Origin of the sequence: Rhodococcus pseudokoreensis, assembly GCF_017068395.1 — a bacterium.
GTDB classification, from domain to species: domain Bacteria; phylum Actinomycetota; class Actinomycetes; order Mycobacteriales; family Mycobacteriaceae; genus Rhodococcus_F; species Rhodococcus_F pseudokoreensis.
On the sequence record NZ_CP070619.1, the window covers coordinates 3,984,768 to 4,000,937 of the forward strand.

The following is a 16,170-nucleotide window of genomic DNA, read 5'->3' on the forward strand; positions in this document are numbered from 1 at the left end:
GGGTCAGTGCCGCTCCTCGAGCCCGACCGCTTCCCGCAGCTTTTCCTCCGCCTTCTTCAGCTCGGGGTCGTCCTGGGCGGAGGAGTCGAGCAGCGCGGCGAGGGCCTCGGCGATGACGTTGAGTTTCTCCTGCAGCGCCTCGGACGAACGCCTGCTCGCATTCTCGAGCAGAACCACGAGCAGCAGCGTGAACACGGCGCCGACGGTATGGATGGCGATCTGCCACTCGTGGAGGTCCTTCCACAGCGGAATGCTGACGACCCACAGGACCACGACGCCCGCACAGATCCCGAAGAACGGTGCCTGGCTGACCCGAAGTTCGATCTGCTCGACGAACTTGTCGAACGTCGACCGCTGATCGGTGCGCCGCTCGCGTGCAGCCTTCGCACTGCGTTCCATCTTCGGAGTCTAGGCTCAGCCGCCACTCCCGATATGCCCGTTTCGGCCGATACGCCCGGAGTGGCGGAAACCTGCCAATCATCGGGAAGTGATTGACATCACATCACCGATCGAAGAGACTGACCGGCACGCGACAACTTGAAGTTGGCGTCATGTTCTAGTCCAGCGGAGACCTACCTCGAGGAGTGATCGGATGACTTCATCCGCGGTGCAGCCGAGTAAGGACGCGGCCGGCGACACGGCCGTCTCACGCACGCGTGCACATCGGAAACTGCTGGCGGCGGGGCTGGTCGGCAGCTCGATCGAGTGGTACGACTTCTTCCTGTACGGAACCGCTGCGGCACTGGTCTTTCCCCACGTCTTCTTTCCCGGCGCGTCGGCGTTGGTGGGCACCCTGCTCTCGTTCAGCACGTTCTGGGCCGGTTTCGTCGCCCGCCCGCTCGGGGGCCTGGTCGCCGGTCACTTCGGCGACAAGTACGGCCGCAAACCGGCGGTCGTGACCTGCCTGCTGTTCATGGGTCTGGCGACGTTCCTGATCGGCTGTCTGCCCGGCGCCGCGACCATCGGGATCGCGGCTCCGATCCTGCTGGTGGTCCTGCGGTTCGTCCAGGGCCTCGCGTGCGGCGGTCAGTGGGGTGGGATCGTGCTGCTGCTGACCGAATCGGCCAGTCCCAAGCGCCGGGGATTCTCCGGCACGTTCGGTCAGATGGGTGTCTCGTTCGGTGTCCTGCTCGGCAACCTCGTGTTCCTCGGCGCCACCGCCGCGATCTCGAACGAGGCGTTCCTCAGCTGGGGCTGGCGGATCCCGTTCTTCGCCAGCGCACTGCTGTTCCCGGTGGTGCTCTACATCCAGACCAAGGTCGAGGACACCCCCGAGTTCCGGGACCTGCAGGACCAGGCGCAGAAGAAGAACGAGACCGTCGTCCGCGCACCGCTGACCCAGGCGATCCGGGACCACTGGCGCAAGATCCTGCTCGGCTGCGGACTGCTCGCGGCCACCAACTCGCTGTTCTACATCTCCATCGCCGGTGTGCTCAGTTACGGCACCGCGGAACTGGGCATGAAACGCAACGACCTGCTCGCGATCTCACTGCTCAGCGCGGCACTGACGGTCGGTGTGGTGCTGTGGTCCGGGCACATGTCCGACAAGATCGGGCGCAGGCCGATGATCCTGATCGGCGCGGCGATGATCATCGTGTGGGCGTTCCCGTACTTCTGGCTGATCAACACCCGGAACCTGTTGCTGTTCTTCGTCGCCGTCACGGTCGGCAGCGTCTTCCAGTCGATGACGTACGGGCCGATCGCCGCCTACATGGGTGAGTTGTTCGCTCCCAACGTCCGGTACTCCGCCGCCTCGCTCGCGTACCAGCTGGCCGCGATCACGGTGAGCGGTGGCACCCCGTTCATCATGACCGCGCTGATCGCCAAGACCGGGACCACCACGTTCGTCGCGGTCTTCGTCGCGCTGATGGGGCTGGTCACGTTCCTCTGCGCGTGGAAGCTCCGCGAGACCAACACCGCCGAGGTCCGCAACGATCCGGCTGCCGTACCCGGCGCCCAGTTCTACTAGCCGGCAGGATGTTTCACCACGATGCCCACCGCCCGCTCTCGGCGGTGGGCATCGTCGTACGCTTTCAGGCCCAGTTCGCGGTCCGGGTGTATCCCTCCGGGCGTTCCGCCTGCAGCCGGAGCAGTTCGCCGCGAACCCCGGCATCCAGTGCGGCGTCGAGGACCGTCCATGCCAGCGCCGTCGCACCGTCGATGATCGCCGTGTCGGCGGCGGGAGTCGCCGCTGCGTCCGCGAAGTCGGCGTTGTGGGGGATCGCGGTGCTCCCGAGGACGGCGATCCCGGGGTGGATGGACGGCACGACCTGGGACACGTTGCCCATGTCGCTGGACCCGCCGCCCAGTGCGGCGGACGTCAGTTCGCGGCCGGTGGCCTGCAGGTTCCGGTCCCAGATGTCCGCGAGCACCGGGTTCTGCACCATCGGCGCGTACGGCGGTTCCGTCGCCGCGTAAGCCCACTCGCATCCGGTCGCGATTGCACCCGCCTCGAAGCAGGCGAGCACGCGCGCTTTCACCTCACGCCACTCGTCGATGTCCGGTGCTCGCACCTCGACCTGCACGACCGTCCGGGCAGGGATGATGTTGGTGACGTCGCCGCCGTGCGAGACGAACGCGTTGACGCGCGTCTTCGCCCGGAACTGCTGACGGACCAGCCCGATGGCGTTCAGCGCGATCGTCGCGGCGGCTCCGGCGTTGATCCCGTGCTCGGGTGCGCCGGCGGCGTGCGCGGCGCGGCCGGTGAACGTGACCTCGAATCGGTCGACCGCCTGCATCCACAGCGAGGCACAGGGCATGTCCGTGCCCGATGTGCCGTGGACCATCAGCGACAGCGCCGCGTCCTCCCACGCGCCGGCTTCGAGCATCGGAATCTTGCCGCCGCCGTGCTCCTCGGCGGGTGTGCCCAGCAGCTTGATCCGCAGTCCGGCCTCGTCGGCGACGGCCGCGAGCGCGAGTGCTGTGCCGACCCCGGCGGCCGCAATCATGTTGTGCCCGCATGCGTGCCCGACCTCGGGCAGTGCGTCGTACTCGGCACAGATCGCGACGGTGAGGTCGCCGCTGCCGTAGGTCGCCTCGACGGCCGTGTCGAGTCCGTAGACGCCGACGGTGGTGTCGAAGCCGGCGTTCCGGAGCGCGTCCCCGACGAGCGCGGCCGCGTGGTGCTCCCCGAACGCGATCTCGGGGGTGTCGTGAATGCGATGGCTGAGCTCGAGCAGCTTCTGCTCGTTGTTCCGGATGATCTGCGCCGCAGCGTCCTTCAGCACTGCCGTGCGCGCGTCGGTGGTGTCGCCTGCGGAGGTGGCGAGAGTCATGAACGGGTGCCTTCCTGGTGAATGTGAACGACGGTCACTGCGCGACGGCGACGGCGTCACGCAGAGGCGGCGCGACGATCCCGTCGGGAAGCGGTGAGTCGTAGGGGGTTTTCGCCGTGCGGGTGCTGAACTCCTTACGCGCCGACGCCAGCAGTTCGGCGTCCGTCAGGAGGTCCACGGCGGTCGAGGCCATGATCTTGGCGGCGTGGATCATCCCCTTGTGCGCGGCGGGCAGCTTGCCCTGGGCGACCATCTGCCACGAGTGGGCGGCCGTGCCGACACCGACGCACGCCGTGGCGCACTGCACGAGCGGTGTCACCCAGCTGACGTCGCCGAGGTCGCTCGAGCCGGTCATCGTCGGCCGCGGCGAGCGCGCGTCGAACGTGACGATCCCGGTGTGCAGAGCGCTTCCGTCGCCGTCGAATTCACCACCGAGCGTGCTCGCCGTGCGTCCCGACGCCGTCCTGGTGGTGAACGCCTCCGCGGACGCGAGATCGGTGTCGTCGAACGGCACCGGCCCGAGTTCGCGGAGCCGTTCCTGCATCGAATCCTCAAGGATGACGTTGGGCAGGATGTCCGAGCAGCCGCCGTCGATCTCGATCTCGACCGTCGTCTCCGTCATCAGGGCGGCACCCTCCGCGATCTTCGTCACGCGGGCGAACAGCTCACGCATGCCAGCCACGTCGGGCGAGCGCACCAGGTAGTAGGCCTCTGCGGACGCCTGCACGACGTTCGGCGAGCGGCCGCCGGTATCGAGGATCGCGTAGTGGATCCGGCAGTCCGACGGCATGTGTTCACGTAGGAAGTTCGTGCCCACGTTCATCAGTTCGAGTGCGTCGAGTGCGCTGCGGCCGCGTTCGGGGGACACTCCGGCGTGCGCGGCGATGCCGGTGAACCGGACGTACGCCTGGACGTAGGCGAGGGTCCGGATCCGTTGCACGGTGGTGGTGTCGCCGGGGTGCCAGGACACGGCGGCGTCGACGTCGTCGAAGGCACCTTCCTTGACCATGAACGTCTTTCCGGCAGCGGCCTCTTCGGCGGGACAGCCGTAGTAGCGGACGGTTCCGGGCAGGCCGTTCGCGTCGAGGTAGCGTTTGACCGCGGTCGCGGCGAGGAGGGAACCGCCGCCCAGCAGGTGGTGGCCGCAGCCCTGTCCGTTCCCGGACTCGTTGCCGGGTTCCGGCTCCGGCACAGCACTTCCCGACTTCTGGCTCAGCCCGGCGAGGGCGTCGTATTCCCCGACGATCGCGATCACCGGCTGACCGCTTCCCGATTCCGCACTGAATGCGGTCGGGATCCCGGCCACCGACCGGGTGACGGTGAAGCCCTCCGCCTCGGCAGCAGCGATCTGCGCATCGACGGACGCGTGCTCTTCCCAGCGCAATTCGGGGTTGTCCCAGATGGCATCGCTCAACGCGGCGTACTGCGGGCCGAGCTCGTCGATGGTGCCGAGGAGTTGTGGATCGACAGACACAGAATGTCCTTTCATCGGTGTCACGGGTTGTCAGGCGTGTACTTGCTCGCCGTCGGCGAGCGTGGGCTTGTCGTTCTCGGTGGTCGTCGCGGGAGACCGGAGTTTGCGCGCAAGGAGGGCTGTGAGGACGCACAGTGCCGCGCAGACTGCCCAGACCACGTGATAGGCGCTCGCGGACGGGATCTGCTTGCCGTCGGCGGTGAGCGCCGGGGTGACCATCGACGACATCACGAGCGCGAAGACGGCGCCGGACACGGCGCCCGCCGCGGTGCGGGACGTGTTGTAGAGGCCGGACGCGATGCCGACCGAATCCGGCGGCGCCTGCTGCACGATGACGGTGGGCAGCACCCCGACCACCACTCCGCCGCCGAGACCCGCGACGACGAGCCACAGGGCGAACAGCGGGGCACTGCCCGGGACGACGATCATCAGTCCGTAGGCCGCCGCCGAGAGCAGTGCACCCAGCGCGAGGGATCCGGGGACGGTGAGGGCGGATCGGGCGAGCCGGTCGCTCACGGACGCGCCGACGAACATCGCGAGCGCGAACAGCGCCAGGATCAGGCCGGTCGCCGACGCGGTGACCCCCATCCCGTAGCCGTTCGTCTCCGGCATCGCACGCAGGAAGAGCGCGCACGGGGTCTGCACACCGAACAATTGGGCGCCGAACAGCAACGCCATCAGCATCGGCACCCGCATCCCTCGCCCGATGACGTCGAGGTCCACGAGGGGGTGTCGGACGCGTCGTTCGACGAACACCCACACGAGAAGAACCGCCGCTCCGACGCCGATGGCCGACCACGTCAGCGCGCTCGTCCAACCCCACGTGCTCGCGTTGGACACACCGCCGAGCACACCGAGCAGTCCGACCGTGAGCAGGACCGCACCGGCCCAGTCGACTGTTCCCTTCTTCCGCACCGTCGTCTCCGGGACGAGGAAGTAGACGACGGGCAGGCAGATCGTCATGAGCACGGCGGGGACGAGCAGGACCAGCCCGACATTGTCGACGACGGAGTCGAGGAGGAAGCCCGAGAGCAGGCCGCCGACGGCGGCGCCCAGCGTCAGCGACCCGACGAGCCGGCCGATGCTCCGGCCGGCCGTGGCGGCGTTGCGGTCGCGCACGATCGCGAATTCGAGCGGCAGGAACGCCGCGAGCGGTGCCTGCAGCGCCCGGCCGACGAGCAGCAGTTCGTAGGACGGCGCGAACGCGACGAGGTACGAGCCGAGCGCGACGGAGGTGGTGGCGAGAACGAGAAGGCGTTTGTGCCCGTAGAGGTCCCCGAGTTTGGCGATCAGGGGCACGCAGGCGGCCGTTCCCAGCAGATACATGGCGCTCACCCAGTTCAATGCGGCGGACGACGCGTCGAAGCGCTCGCCGATCGCGGGCAGCAACGGCGAGAACCACCCCTGCAGCAGCCCGCTCGCGAACTCCATGACCACGAGGAACCCGACCGCTGCGGTGGCAGCGTCGCCTCCCCGGATGTGGGGCGAAGAACTCATGTCGACTCCAAGAGGACGAGTGGAAAGTGACTCATGGAAGATTGCCGCCGCGTGAATTCCGTCGTGTAAATTTGCAGCATTCTCGGCATTGAAGGGCGATCCATGCAGGATTACGAGCCAGATGACGTCGACTTCGCACTCATACATGCACTGCAAATCGAGCCTCGGGCATCGTGGAAGGCGCTCGCGCCCGCACTGGCCGTCGACCCCGTGACGTTGTCGAGGCGGTACCAGCGGCTCCGCGACGCCGGCCTGATCTGGATCACCGGATACGACGCCGGGACGCCCGGGCGTGGCGCGCTGATCGAAATCGAATGCGCACCCGGACAATCCGTTGCCACCGCGGAGGCCATCTCCGAAGATCCGATGGTCGCGAGCATCGATTTCACGGCGGGCGGACGCGACCTGCTGCTCACCCTGATGGCCGAGGATTCGGCGGACACGTCACGATTCCTGCTCCACCGTCTCGGGGAGTATCCGGCGATCCGGCGCGCCCGGACGCACCTCATCACGGAGGTGCTCTTCGAGGCCGGGAACTGGCGGCTGCGGACGCTGTCCGCGGAGCAGGTCGCCAAAGTGCCCGCAGCCCGTCCGCCGCGCCCCCGCGCAGCGCGGACGGTCGCGCCCGGCCTCAAGCGACTGATCCATCACCAACTGGGCATCGACGGCCGCGCACCGACCACGGCGATCGCGGAACGCGCAGGTGTCAGCAATCAGCGCATCACCGACGCGATCGCGACGATGCGGCGGGACGGCTCCCTCCGGCTGCGCACCGATATCGCCCGGAGCTACTCGGAGTGGCCGATCTACGCCTGGTACTTCATGCAGGTTCCCGCACCCCTCGTCGAGCGACTGCGGACCTCGCTGGGCAAGATCGAGGAAGTGCGGTTGGCGGTGCTCGTGGCCAGCGAATACAACCTGATCATGGCCGTCTGGTTACGCACCCTCAACGACGTCCACCGGTTCGAACTACTCCTCGAGAAGCTCCTCCCCGGATCACGGGTGGCGGACCGATCGGTGGTCATGCAGATCGGCAAGCACCTGGGGCACATCCTGGACGACCGCGGACGCGCAACGGGTCCGGTGGTGTCCATGATTTCGCCCGCCCCGACGTGACCGCGGGCCCCGATTCTCAGGCGGTCCTCAGAAGAATCACAACTCCTACCCCTAATGTGTCCCCGGCATACCCACCGACATTGGAGGACTCGTCATGAACGTTTCACGAGCACGTCTGCACCTCGGCATCGCGGCGGCCGGCACCCTTGCCGCCGCCGTGCTGGTACCGGGGATCGCCTCCGCGGATCCGGCCGACTCCGCCCGCCTCGTGAACAGCACCTGCAGCTTCGCCCAGATCGATGCGGCGATGCACGACGTGACCCCGCAGCTCGCCGCGCGCCTGGATCAGGCACCCGAGCGTAAGGCTCAGCTGGCGGACTTCTTCTCGAAGTCGCCTGCCGATCGTCAGGCCGTTCTCGACGCGCACCCGCAGCTGAAGAGCCGGCTGGAGACCGTTCCGACCGAGGGTCCGGCTGTCGAGTGGCGCGCGAAGGCGCTGACGATCGCCGAGACCTGCGGCAACTACTGACGGACGCCGGGCACGGTCGACAAGGATCGTGCCGCAACGGCTTTCGCTCTGCCGCCAGCAAAACTGTTTGGAAACGCCGAAAGCCCCCCAACAGTGTTGGGGGGCTTTCGGTAACGGATGTTCGGCGGTGTCCTACTCTCCCACACCCTGTCGGGTGCAGTACCATCGGCGCTGGAGGGCTTAGCTTCCGGGTTCGGAATGGGACCGGGCGTTTCCCCTCCGCTATGGCCGCCGTAACTCTATGAAACTCGACTCACTCACGCTGTTCGAGTGAGTCGGGGGGCGCAGCCCCACCCTTATAGGGGGGCAGCGTTCACTCCGACTTCCTCGCGCAGCGAGTGAGTGTGCTGTTTCAGATACTGCACAGTGGACGCGTAGCTTCTTTGTGGTAAGTCCTCGGCCTATTAGTACCAGTCACCTGCATGCATTACTGCACTTCCAGTTCTGGCCTATCAACCCGGTGGTCTGCCGGGGGCCTTACCCCCTCGAGGGGGTGAGAAACCTCATCTTGGAACAGGCTTCCCGCTTAGATGCTTTCAGCGGTTATCCCTTCCGAACGTAGCTAACCAGCGGTGCTCCTGGTGGAACAACTGGCACACCAGAGGTTCGTCCGTCCCGGTCCTCTCGTACTAGGGACAGCCTTCCTCAAGTTTCTAACGCGCGCGGCGGATAGAGACCGAACTGTCTCACGACGTTCTAAACCCAGCTCGCGTGCCGCTTTAATGGGCGAACAGCCCAACCCTTGGGACCTACTCCAGCCCCAGGATGCGACGAGCCGACATCGAGGTGCCAAACCATCCCGTCGATATGGACTCTTGGGGAAGATCAGCCTGTTATCCCCGGGGTACCTTTTATCCGTTGAGCGACACCGCTTCCACTTGCCGGTGCCGGATCACTAGTCCCGACTTTCGTCCCTGCTCGACCTGTCAGTCTCACAGTCAAGCTCCCTTGTGCACTTGCACTCGACACCTGATTGCCAACCAGGCTGAGGGAACCTTTGGGCGCCTCCGTTACATTTTGGGAGGCAACCGCCCCAGTTAAACTACCCACCAGGCACTGTCCCTGAACCAGATCATGGTCCGAGGTTAGAGGTCCAATACGATCAGAGTGGTATTTCAACAACGACTCCACACTCACTGGCGTGAGCGCTTCACAGTCTCCCACCTATCCTACACAAACCGAACCGAACACCAATACCAAGCTGTAGTGAAGGTCCCGGGGTCTTTTCGTCCTGCCGCGCGTAACGAGCATCTTTACTCGTAATGCAATTTCGCCGAGTCTATGGTTGAGACAGCTGAGAAGTCGTTACGCCATTCGTGCAGGTCGGAACTTACCCGACAAGGAATTTCGCTACCTTAGGATGGTTATAGTTACCACCGCCGTTTACTGGGGCTTAAATTCTCAGCTTCGCCACAAGTGGCTAACCGGTCCTCTTAACCTTCCAGCACCGGGCAGGCGTCAGTCCGTATACATCGTCTTACGACTTCGCACGGACCTGTGTTTTTAGTAAACAGTCGCTTCTCACTGGTCTCTGCGGCCCCACCCCGCTCAGGAAGCAAGTTCCATCACCGGACGAGGCCCCCCTTCTCCCGAAGTTACGGGGGCATTTTGCCGAGTTCCTTAACCATAGTTATCTCGATCGCCTTAGTATTCTCTACCTGACCACCTGTGTCGGTTTGGGGTACGGGCCGTGTGAAAGCTCGCTAGAGGCTTTTCTCGGCAGCATAGGATCACTGAATTCGCCTCATTCGGCTATGCGTCACCTCTCAGGCTTGATGAACGGCGGATTTGCCTACCGTTCGCCCTACAGGCTTACACCAGTATTACCACTGACTGGCTCAGCTACCTTCCTGCGTCACCCCATCGCTTGGCTACTACCAGATCAGGTCCCATGCATCCACATCCAGGGCCCCCGAAGGGACGTAAGGACGCTTCAGGATGGTTAGTATCACTGATTCACCAGGGGCGCGTTCACACGGGTACGGGAATATCAACCCGTTGTCCATCGGCTACGCCTGTCGGCCTCGTCTTAGGTCCCGACTCACCCTGGGCGGATTAACCTGGCCCAGGAACCCTTGGTCATTCGGCGGACGAGTTTCTCACTCGTCTTTCGCTACTCATGCCTGCATTCTCACTCGTGTGGCCTCCACGGCTGGGTCACCCCGCCGCTTCCATGGCCACACGACGCTCCCCTACCCACCCACACACCTGCCGGCCCTCCCGCAGGAGAACCGGAGACTATTGTGTGAGTGCCGCAGCTTCGGTGGTGTACTTGAGCCCCGCTACATTGTCGGCGCAGGATCACTTGACCAGTGAGCTATTACGCACTCTTTCAAGGGTGGCTGCTTCTAAGCCAACCTCCTGGTTGTCTTCGCGACCCCACATCCTTTTCCACTTAGTACACGCTTAGGGACCTTAGCTGGCGATCTGGGCTGTTTCCCTCTCGACTACGAACCTTATCGCCCGCAGTCTCACTGCCGCGCTCTCACTCACCGGCATTCGGAGTTTGGCTGATTTCGGTAAGCTTGTGGGCCCCCTAGACCATCCAGTAGCTCTACCTCCGGTGAGAAACACGCGACGCTGCACCTAAATGCATTTCGGGGAGAACCAGCTATCACGGAGTTTGATTGGCCTTTCACCCCTACCCACAGCTCATCCCCTCAGTTTTCAACCTAAGTGGGTTCGGTCCTCCACGACGTCTTACCGTCGCTTCAACCTGGCCATGGGTAGATCACTCCGCTTCGGGTCTAGAACATGCCACTAAAACGCCCTATTCGGACTCGCTTTCGCTACGGCTACCCCACACGGGTTAACCTCGCGACATGCCACTAACTCGCAGGCTCATTCTTCAAAAGGCACGCCATCACCCCCCACACCGAAGTGTGCAAAGGCTTTGACGGATTGTAAGCGCACGGTTTCAGGTACTATTTCACTCCCCTCCCGGGGTACTTTTCACCTTTCCCTCACGGTACTAGTCCGCTATCGGTCACCAGGGAGTATTCAGGCTTATCGGGTGGTCCCGACAGATTCACACCAGATTTCACGGGCCCGGTGCTACTTGGGTTTCCATCACGACAGTCATCATGTTTTCGTGTACGGGATTCTCACCCTCTACGACAGGCCGTTCCAGACCACTTCCACTAACACAATGATTTCTTACTGTCGGCCAACACGGCAGCATTGACAAGATGAACCCCACAACCCCACGAATGCAACACCTGCCGGCTATCACACATCCATGGTTTAGCCTCTTCCGCTTTCGCTCGCCACTACTCACGGAATCACTATTGTTTTCTCTTCCTGTGGGTACTGAGATGTTTCACTTCCCCACGTTCCCTCCACACACCCTATATATTCAGGTGCGGGTAACACGACATCACTCGTGCTGGGTTTCCCCATTCGGACATCCTCGGATCTCAGCTCGGTTGACAGCTCCCCGAGGCTTATCGCAGCCTCCTACGTCCTTCATCGGCTCCTGGTGCCAAGGCATCCACCGTACGCTCTTCATTACTTACAACAAAGATGCTCGCGTCCACTGTGCAGTTCTCAAACAACACACAACCAACCATGTTCACGTCGCCACCGAACACCAGGAAAAACCCGGCCGGTATGACCACCACAATTGTTTGTCGTCACTTTCCTGTAGAGGAAACACATTGCGTGTTCTCTCAGGACCCAACAGTGCATCGATATAACACTTCCCGCCGCCGGCACTCGGGCCGGCAGTCATCGAGAAGAATGGTTGTCAGTGTTCCACCCATGAGCGTCCGCAGTCCTACTGATGAGGACTCAACGGTCTCTGCCAACCCGGTGTCACCTGTGTGACACCGGCATTGGAGATGTGCTCCTTAGAAAGGAGGTGATCCAGCCGCACCTTCCGGTACGGCTACCTTGTTACGACTTCGTCCCAATCGCCGATCCCACCTTCGACGGCTCCCTCCCACAAGGGGTTAGGCCACCGGCTTCGGGTGTTACCGACTTTCATGACGTGACGGGCGGTGTGTACAAGGCCCGGGAACGTATTCACCGCAGCGTTGCTGATCTGCGATTACTAGCGACTCCGACTTCACGGGGTCGAGTTGCAGACCCCGATCCGAACTGAGACCGGCTTTAAGGGATTCGCTCCACCTCACGGTATCGCAGCCCTCTGTACCGGCCATTGTAGCATGTGTGAAGCCCTGGACATAAGGGGCATGATGACTTGACGTCGTCCCCACCTTCCTCCGAGTTGACCCCGGCAGTCTCTTACGAGTCCCCACCATTACGTGCTGGCAACATAAGACAAGGGTTGCGCTCGTTGCGGGACTTAACCCAACATCTCACGACACGAGCTGACGACAGCCATGCACCACCTGTATACCGACCACAAGGGGGGCCGTATCTCTACGGCTTTCCGGTATATGTCAAACCCAGGTAAGGTTCTTCGCGTTGCATCGAATTAATCCACATGCTCCGCCGCTTGTGCGGGCCCCCGTCAATTCCTTTGAGTTTTAGCCTTGCGGCCGTACTCCCCAGGCGGGGCGCTTAATGCGTTAGCTACGGCACGGATCCCGTGGAAGGAAACCCACACCTAGCGCCCACCGTTTACGGCGTGGACTACCAGGGTATCTAATCCTGTTCGCTACCCACGCTTTCGCTCCTCAGCGTCAGTTACTGCCCAGAGACCCGCCTTCGCCACCGGTGTTCCTCCTGATATCTGCGCATTTCACCGCTACACCAGGAATTCCAGTCTCCCCTGCAGTACTCAAGTCTGCCCGTATCGCCTGCAAGCTCGAGGTTGAGCCTCGAGTTTTCACAGACGACGCGACAAACCGCCTACGAGCTCTTTACGCCCAGTAATTCCGGACAACGCTTGCACCCTACGTATTACCGCGGCTGCTGGCACGTAGTTGGCCGGTGCTTCTTCTGCAGGTACCGTCACTCTCGCTTCGTCCCTGCTGAAAGAGGTTTACAACCCGAAGGCCGTCATCCCTCACGCGGCGTCGCTGCATCAGGCTTTCGCCCATTGTGCAATATTCCCCACTGCTGCCTCCCGTAGGAGTCTGGGCCGTGTCTCAGTCCCAGTGTGGCCGGTCACCCTCTCAGGTCGGCTACCCGTCGTCGCCTTGGTAGGCCATTACCCCACCAACAAGCTGATAGGCCGCGGGCCCATCCTGCACCAGTAAACCTTTCCACCAACAGCCATGCAGCCATCGGTCATATCCGGTATTAGACCCAGTTTCCCAGGCTTATCCCGAAGTGCAGGGCAGATCACCCACGTGTTACTCACCCGTTCGCCGCTCGTGTACCCCGAAGGGCCTTACCGCTCGACTTGCATGTGTTAAGCACGCCGCCAGCGTTCGTCCTGAGCCAGGATCAAACTCTCCGTTGAAGACTCAAGATGGCCGGCAGAACCGGCAATCAGTCATAGACATCGAGTCAAATCACTAGCAAAAAAACTCAAACTAGCTTCAATCAAACACTGACCCCCCACCGACGGAAGAAGGAGGAAGGGCCAGCAAATACCCACACCACACACACCCCGAAACCCGAAGGCCCCGAAAGCAATTCGTGATGCGGAGTACCAAAAACATTTGGCACTGACATTCATCGACACACTGTTGAGTTCTCAAAGAACACGCGCACACCATCACTTCTGACTCACTCGCCAGCCGCTCCGGGGCAACTTTTCCAGCTTATCTCATCAGGCTGACCGGCGCAAACCGGCACCCGCTGAAGACATTCCGGGGTTGAAGCACAACCATACACGATGGTGAACTTCGGATTTGCCAGGCACTTCGTACAACCTCGTTGCATCACCAGGTGGTGAATGTCGGTGTCCGTGTCGCTCTGACTTGGAATAAGTTACGCGAACCTTGCGCGGATTTCCAAATCGCCTGGTCGCAGTGATTTCGGCCGCCGATCCTTCAGAATCTGCCACTCTCGCCGGCACCGACTCCTTCTATATGGGGACTCCCATATAGAAGGTCGCAAGCCTCAGCCACAGGTGCGCAGGACCGTCTGCCCCGTGTCCAGGCGGCGGATGTTCTCGGTGATGTCGCGGACGCGGCCGACGAACGTGTGGTCGGTGACGCCGGACGAGTGCGGGGTCATCAGGACGTTCGGCAGGTCGCGGAACGGCAGTGCACTCGGCGCGCCGTGACCGCCGGCATCGGGATAGGAGTACCAGACGTCGATGGCCGCGGCCGCGATCCGGTGCGACGCCAGTGCGTCGTACAGCGGCCGTTCCTGAACGAGGGGGCCGCGCCCGACGTTGATCAGGACTCCGTCAGGTCCGAGTGCCTCGAGTTCCAGCCCGCCGATCATCCCGCGGGTGTGATCATTCAGCGGCGCGGACACCACCACGACGTCGGACTCGGTCATGAGCCGGAGCAGCGACGTGTTGTCGCCCGCCCATTCGAGGCCTTCCGCGTCGGCGTCGAGATTTCCCCGCCCGGTGACCGCGCAGCCCTCTGCGCCGAACGCGCGGAGCAGGCTCCACGACCTCCCGCCGATGTGACCGAAGCCGACGAATCCGATCCGCGCGCCATGCATGGATCGGGACTGCGGGATCGCGTCGTCGTAGACCGACGTCGCCCACACGTCGCCGCGGAGGGCGCGGTCGTGACCGAGGAATCCGCGGCGCAGCATCAGCGCGGACGACACGATGTACTCCGCGATCGAGTCCTCGTGGTGGAACGTGTTGGCGACCACGGTGTCGGGGGAAAGCGCGTCGAAGGCCACGTTGTCGGTGCCCGCGCCGGCAACGTGCAGCAACCGCAGCTTCGGTGCGGCGGCCGCCATCGCGGGGGTGAACCGGCCGCCCACGTACACGTCGGCGTCGGCGAGGTCGGCGACGATCGCCGACTCGTCGAACTTCCGATGCCACGACACCACGGCGCCGGACGGCAGCCCCGACTCGAACAGTTCGCGATGCGGCAGCAGATTCCGGTCGCCGACGACGATCTTCATCAGGCGCGGACCAGCGCCGGACGCTTGCTGTCGAACGACCAGCCGGGCACGAGGAACTGCATGCCGACCGAGTCGTCGCGTGCGCCGAGACCCTTCTGGAGGTACAGCTCGTGCGCGGCCTCGACCCGGTCCATGTCGAGTTCCACCCCGAGACCCGGCGTCGACGGCACGGTCAGGTAACCGCCCTCGATCTCGTACGGGTCCCTGGTGATCCGCTGACCGTCCTGCCAGATCCAGTGGGTGTCGATGGCGGTGATGTCGCCCGGCGCCGCGGCGGCCACGTGGGTGAACATGGCGAGCGACACGTCGAAGTGGTTGTTGGAATGCGATCCCCACGTGAGGCCCCACGCGTCGCAGAGCTGGGCGACGCGGACCGATCCGGCCATCGTCCAGAAGTGTGGGTCGGCGAGGGGGATGTCGACGGCGCCGGAGCGAATGGTGTGCCCCATCTCGCGCCAGTCGGTGGCGATCATGTTGGTGGCGGTCGGCAGTCCGGTGGCGCGCTTGAACTCGCTCATCACCTCGCGGCCGGAGAAGCTGCCCTCGGGGCCGACCGGGTCCTCGGCGTACGCGAGCACGTCCTTCAGTCCGCGGCAGGTCTCGATGGCCTCCGACAGCAGCCACCCACCGTTGGGGTCGAGGGTGACCCGGGCGTCGGGGAACCGCTCGGCCAGCGCCGTGACGGCCGCAGCCTCCTCGCGGGGCGCGAGGACGCCGCCCTTGAGCTTGAAGTCGGCGAACCCGTACCGCGCCTGGGCGGCCTCGGCGAGCCGCACGACGGCGTCCGGTGTCAGCGCCTCCTCGTGCCGCAGGCGCAGCCAGTCGTCGGACTCGCCCGCACCCGACTGATAGTCCAGGTCGGTCTTGTTGCGGTCGCCGACGAAGAAGAGGTAGCCGAGCGCCTGCACCTTCTCCCGCTGCTGACCGTCGCCGAGCAGTGCCGCGACGGGGACACCGAGGTGCTGCCCGAGAACGTCGAGGAGAGCCGACTCGACGGCGGTGACGGCGTGGATCGCGATGCGGAGGTCGAACGTCTGATTTCCGCGGCCGGCGGAGTCGCGGTCGGCGAACGTGCGCCGCAGGTCGGCGAGTACGCCGTTGTACTCGCCGATGCTGCGCCCGGTCACGATGGCGCGGGCGTCCTCGAGGGTACGCCGGATCGGCTCGCCGCCGGGGACCTCGCCGACACCGGTGTTGCCGTCGGAATCGGTGAGGATCACCAAGTTCCGGGTGAAGTACGGGGCATGCGCGCCGGACAGGTTCAGGAGCATGCTGTCGTGTCCCGCGATCGGAACCACTCGCATGTCGGTGACGACCGGGGTGCTCGTTGTACTCATCTTCCGAAACCTTCCTTCACAGCGCAGCGCCGCCCGTGAGGCGCCTCACAA

At 63.9% G+C, this 16,170-nt stretch carries 9 protein-coding genes and 3 rRNA genes; 3 read left to right on the top strand and 9 right to left on the bottom strand.

From position 1 onward, the window contains the following. Positions 1 to 3: 3 nt before the first annotated feature. Positions 4 to 399, bottom strand: coding sequence for a low affinity iron permease family protein (locus JWS13_RS23355; protein WP_206007669.1), 396 nt, complete (start codon positions 397 to 399; stop codon positions 4 to 6). A gap of 193 nt (positions 400 to 592) precedes the next feature. Here JWS13_RS23355 and JWS13_RS23360 point away from each other — a divergent pair, with 193 nt between their 5' ends. After that, the gene (locus tag JWS13_RS23360) at positions 593 to 1,969 is read left to right on the top strand and encodes an MFS transporter (protein ID WP_206007670.1); all 1,377 of its coding nucleotides are present in this window, start codon (positions 593 to 595) and stop codon (positions 1,967 to 1,969) included. A gap of 64 nt (positions 1,970 to 2,033) precedes the next feature. Here JWS13_RS23360 and JWS13_RS23365 read toward each other — a convergent pair whose 3' ends face one another. From JWS13_RS23365 to JWS13_RS23375, 3 genes are read right to left on the bottom strand one after another with little or no spacing between them, the layout of a single operon-like run. Beyond that, positions 2,034 to 3,275 carry an amidohydrolase gene (locus JWS13_RS23365; protein ID WP_206007671.1) on the bottom strand — a complete coding sequence of 414 codons (1,242 nt, stop codon included), beginning with the start codon at positions 3,273 to 3,275 and terminating at the stop codon, positions 2,034 to 2,036. A 34-nt stretch (positions 3,276 to 3,309) separates the two neighbouring features. Then, entirely contained in the window at positions 3,310 to 4,749 is a 1,440-nt protein-coding gene (locus tag JWS13_RS23370) for an amidohydrolase (RefSeq protein ID WP_206007672.1), read from the bottom strand. A 30-nt stretch (positions 4,750 to 4,779) separates the two neighbouring features. Continuing rightward, positions 4,780 to 6,246: an MFS transporter gene (locus tag JWS13_RS23375; protein WP_206007673.1), complete on the bottom strand. Its 1,467-nt coding sequence runs from the start codon at positions 6,244 to 6,246 to the stop codon at positions 4,780 to 4,782. A gap of 102 nt (positions 6,247 to 6,348) precedes the next feature. Here JWS13_RS23375 and JWS13_RS23380 point away from each other — a divergent pair, with 102 nt between their 5' ends. Beyond that, the gene (locus JWS13_RS23380) at positions 6,349 to 7,362 is read left to right on the top strand and encodes an Lrp/AsnC family transcriptional regulator (RefSeq protein ID WP_206007674.1); all 1,014 of its coding nucleotides are present in this window, start codon (positions 6,349 to 6,351) and stop codon (positions 7,360 to 7,362) included. Between the two features lie 94 nt (positions 7,363 to 7,456). Then, on the top strand, positions 7,457 to 7,831 hold the full coding sequence (locus tag JWS13_RS23385) for a hemophore-related protein (RefSeq protein WP_206007675.1): 375 nt from the start codon (positions 7,457 to 7,459) through the stop codon (positions 7,829 to 7,831). A gap of 119 nt (positions 7,832 to 7,950) precedes the next feature. Here the strand turns inward: JWS13_RS23385 and rrf are convergent. From rrf to gudD, 5 genes are all read right to left on the bottom strand, one after another. Continuing rightward, a 5S ribosomal RNA gene (gene rrf / locus JWS13_RS23390) occupies positions 7,951 to 8,067 on the bottom strand. 148 nt (positions 8,068 to 8,215) lie between these two features. After that, positions 8,216 to 11,348, bottom strand: a 23S ribosomal RNA gene (locus JWS13_RS23395). A 335-nt stretch (positions 11,349 to 11,683) separates the two neighbouring features. Beyond that, positions 11,684 to 13,202, bottom strand: a 16S ribosomal RNA gene (locus JWS13_RS23400). The 16S, 23S and 5S rRNA genes sit together here, the layout of an rRNA operon. 605 nt (positions 13,203 to 13,807) lie before the next feature. Then, positions 13,808 to 14,782, bottom strand: a complete 975-nt coding sequence (locus tag JWS13_RS23405; protein ID WP_206007676.1) for a 2-hydroxyacid dehydrogenase — start codon at positions 14,780 to 14,782, stop codon at positions 13,808 to 13,810. Continuing rightward, on the bottom strand, positions 14,782 to 16,119 hold the full coding sequence (gene gudD / locus JWS13_RS23410; RefSeq protein WP_206007677.1) for a glucarate dehydratase: 1,338 nt from the start codon (positions 16,117 to 16,119) through the stop codon (positions 14,782 to 14,784). The genes JWS13_RS23405 and gudD overlap by 1 nt, the downstream gene beginning before the upstream one ends. Positions 16,120 to 16,170 lie beyond the last annotated feature (51 nt).

What these genes read in the sequence shown, in the direction of transcription:
- JWS13_RS23355 (WP_206007669.1), bottom strand. Translation starts at nt 399, where the DNA reads ATGGAACGCAGTGCGAAGGCTGCACGCGAGCGGCGCACCGATCAGCGG.
- JWS13_RS23360 (WP_206007670.1), top strand. Translation starts at nt 593, where the DNA reads ATGACTTCATCCGCGGTGCAGCCGAGTAAGGACGCGGCCGGCGACACG.
- JWS13_RS23365 (WP_206007671.1), bottom strand. Translation starts at nt 3,275, where the DNA reads ATGACTCTCGCCACCTCCGCAGGCGACACCACCGACGCGCGCACGGCA.
- JWS13_RS23375 (WP_206007673.1), bottom strand. Translation starts at nt 6,246, where the DNA reads ATGAGTTCTTCGCCCCACATCCGGGGAGGCGACGCTGCCACCGCAGCG.
- JWS13_RS23380 (WP_206007674.1), top strand. Translation starts at nt 6,349, where the DNA reads ATGCAGGATTACGAGCCAGATGACGTCGACTTCGCACTCATACATGCA.
- JWS13_RS23385 (WP_206007675.1), top strand. Translation starts at nt 7,457, where the DNA reads ATGAACGTTTCACGAGCACGTCTGCACCTCGGCATCGCGGCGGCCGGC.
- JWS13_RS23405 (WP_206007676.1), bottom strand. Translation starts at nt 14,782, where the DNA reads ATGAAGATCGTCGTCGGCGACCGGAATCTGCTGCCGCATCGCGAACTG.
- gudD (WP_206007677.1), bottom strand. Translation starts at nt 16,119, where the DNA reads ATGAGTACAACGAGCACCCCGGTCGTCACCGACATGCGAGTGGTTCCG.